Source organism: Arsenophonus endosymbiont of Apis mellifera, from assembly GCF_903968575.1.
Taxonomy (GTDB): domain Bacteria; phylum Pseudomonadota; class Gammaproteobacteria; order Enterobacterales; family Enterobacteriaceae; genus Arsenophonus; species Arsenophonus apicola.
The window spans coordinates 1-2,729 of sequence record NZ_CAJCFU010000068.1; the positions used below are offsets into that span (position 1 = coordinate 1).

The window sequence follows — 2,729 nt, forward strand, 5'->3', positions numbered from 1 at the left end:
TTAAGTTTTTCAAACTCCTTAATGGTTTCATCAACTTCTTTGCCTACCGCATACTTCATTTTTGCTGCAGCGCTAGCAACTATTTCCAGTTCATTGCCTTTAAATGTTCCGCTACCAACTACCTTGGCCAAAGAATCAGCCATAGCATGTTGCGTAATACCGTTTGCTGATAATCTTTTGGCTAAATCCTGTAACTGGCCTGCCGTTTTTCCGGCGTAGCCGCCCGTGAGCGAAAGCTGTTTATTAAACTGATCAAATTCATTCGCTCCCTGATAGGCGGCAATAGCAGCGGCCACTGTAGAGCCAGCCAATCCACCCATTAACAAACGGGTTGGCGTTAATATTGAACCCATCGCTTTTAAGGCATTACTTACACCACCAAACGAGTCTTTAATCTGTCCACCCTGTTGCACCAATACCATCCAGGCTGGCATACCTGAAGCCAATGAGGTCACCACATCGGTCATCTGCATAGGTAACATACGCATTGCATGACGATATTGTCCCATCGTTACCGAGCCATTCATGAACGCTTTTTCTTGTTCTTTTAATTTGGCAATCATCGGCGCTGCCTGTTGAGAAATGCCCATCTGCTCCGCTTTTAGTTCAAGAACTTCAGTTCGCGTCTTGCCTATCGTGTCTGATTGCTGTTTTAATGTGTTTAGAAAATTATCAGCGGCTAACTTCGCTCGTTTTGAAGATTCTTCCTGTGCAAGTAGCGCTCTCCCTTCTGCGGTCAGCGCCAGATTCATCCGGCTTAGCTTATCTTTCGACTCTTCTAGTATCGTGTTGTAATCAATAAACTGGTCAAGGGGGAGTAAACCTTTTTGATGTGAAGCGGCGAGTTTACGGCTAATTTTATCCAGTTCATCAAACGCTTTATTGGTGGGATTAATTCGATTTAACAGGTCGTTAAGTTCACTTTTTTGCGTCTTAATGGTTTCGACATTTCTCAGTGAGGCTAAGCTAACTTTTTTTAATCCACCCTCCAGATTTGAGGAAGCCTTTTCAACCTTTTCCGCTGTTCCCTGAAATGACTTTAACTTCTGTTCACCTCTTTCCAAATCCGCCGTGTTTACTTTTAATGAAATCGTGGCGATATCGGTCATACCGGATTCCTTGCAACAAAAAGCCAGCACAGGGCTGGCGTAGTAATTGATTTATACCTTAAGGTGCTCAATTGATTGATGTATCGTTTTCTCAGTTGATTAATCGCAAGAGATTCTCTTTGACAAAGTTTCGGCGTTCCGTTTCATCAGCAAGCACGACAACCCCGCGTCTTTCTATATATTCCATTAGCGTCTCAATATCCCCGATAAAATAATTAGAGGGGACGACTTCTGTCCGAGTTACACTGCCATTTTCATAGTCAAGAATAATTCTTCCACAAATAGCGGGTAAATTATTTTGCAAAGGGGCTTTGCCAATGAACTCACCCTCAATCGGTACACGAGCAGCAAGAGATAATGCCTTAGTAAATTTTTCTTCGGCGATTTCTTTATAGCTGCAACCAAAATGGCTTTTCAATGCTGACCATAACGTGATGGTTGCCTTGCCCTGATGTTCATGTGGCACACTTTTACCACGAGTCAGTACCAGTTGTTTGATGGCTTCTTGCTGTTCTACTGTAATACATCCAGCAATTTGCTTAACTTTTTTACGTGGTTTAGCTTTAACCTCACCCGTAGTCCAATACTCATAGAGCACATCATCACACTCTTCTTGATACTGAATAACTTTGTCACGGATTTCTGACTTAACTTTGTTTGGACTAATGGTTGCCAACCATCCAGCAAGTTTACGCAGAGCTAGGCAAGTCATATTGCGCTCCTTGCCATCCTCAGCAACCATTGTGATTTCCGCAATAGTTGAATTAAACTTTTGTTTTAACTTAGTAAATTGGGATGCCCAATCCATTCCCATGCCATCAACAATAGGTTTCATTGGCACGTACGGTTCGCCATTATAATTTACTACATATAAATTGTTACCGTGGAAAGGTACGTTAATTGTTGATATAGTATTCATAGTTCGTTTCTCTAAAGTTTCGGACTAAAACTGAAGCCCTGACTACCACTAATAGTTGGGGCTTCGACCATTTAAGCAATTACAACCCCTTCTTTCTTCAAACTCTCTTTCAGTCTTTGGACTATTTCTGAGTTTAGCGATCTTCCTTGCTCTTTTGCTACTTTCTTTAATGCCTCTTTTACTTCTGACTGCATCCTCACGCCTATCGGCGCAATATCTCTTGTTTTCATAACCATTAATCCATACACAAAGATATCATTATAGTAACACGGTGATAATATGAAGTCAATTTTTTATTGGCTACACTGTGCATTCAATTCACAATATAGGTGGAACTATGAAAGGAATGAGAAGCATTACTCCATTTGGTGTAAGAATGCCAGACGATCTTAAAGAAAAGCTAACAGTAAGAGCTGCCCAAAATGGCCGTTCCTTAAACTCTGAAATAGTTATGATATTACAGTCAGCGGTAAATGAAACCTCTACAAGTAAAACGATTGAATCTATAGCAAAAACAGAAGCAGATAAAATAAAAGAAGCTTTAGAAGAAACTTTAACTAAATTATATAATGATAAAAAATAACTAGCATAACGATTAATAACTTATGGGTATTAATAATCAGATTTATTGGTGCATTATCGCTAAGGCTTTCGCTTCCATCACCCGTATATCATTAAATAAAGCGCCTTTATCCTGATTA

Annotated in this window: 4 protein-coding genes; 1 reads left to right on the forward strand and 3 read right to left on the reverse strand. The window is 40.2% G+C overall.

Annotated features, from left to right (window positions below; translation table 11 throughout):
- The 3 genes from H1X92_RS11310 to H1X92_RS11320 form a co-directional block, all read right to left on the reverse strand.
- On the reverse strand, positions 1 to 1,109 hold a 1,109-nt coding region (locus tag H1X92_RS11310), incomplete at its 3' end, for a phage tail length tape measure family protein (RefSeq protein ID WP_180560254.1).
- A gap of 91 nt (positions 1,110 to 1,200) precedes the next feature.
- On the reverse strand, positions 1,201 to 2,028 hold the full coding sequence (locus H1X92_RS11315; protein ID WP_180560255.1) for a phage antirepressor N-terminal domain-containing protein: 828 nt from the start codon (positions 2,026 to 2,028) through the stop codon (positions 1,201 to 1,203).
- Between the two features lie 71 nt (positions 2,029 to 2,099).
- Positions 2,100 to 2,258, reverse strand: coding sequence for an Arc family DNA-binding protein (locus H1X92_RS11320; protein ID WP_233458158.1), 159 nt, complete (start codon positions 2,256 to 2,258; stop codon positions 2,100 to 2,102).
- Between the two features lie 107 nt (positions 2,259 to 2,365).
- Here H1X92_RS11320 and H1X92_RS11325 point away from each other — a divergent pair, with 107 nt between their 5' ends.
- Complete coding sequence (locus H1X92_RS11325; RefSeq protein ID WP_180560256.1) at positions 2,366 to 2,611, forward strand: Arc family DNA-binding protein; 246 nt, start codon at positions 2,366 to 2,368, stop codon at positions 2,609 to 2,611.
- Positions 2,612 to 2,729 lie beyond the last annotated feature (118 nt).

Excerpts from the sequence above, each read along its gene's own strand:
- H1X92_RS11325 (WP_180560256.1), top strand. The coding sequence starts at position 2,366 with ATGAAAGGAATGAGAAGCATTACTCCATTTGGTGTAAGAATGCCAGAC.
- H1X92_RS11320 (WP_233458158.1), bottom strand. The coding sequence starts at position 2,258 with ATGAAAACAAGAGATATTGCGCCGATAGGCGTGAGGATGCAGTCAGAA.
- H1X92_RS11315 (WP_180560255.1), bottom strand. The coding sequence starts at position 2,028 with ATGAATACTATATCAACAATTAACGTACCTTTCCACGGTAACAATTTA.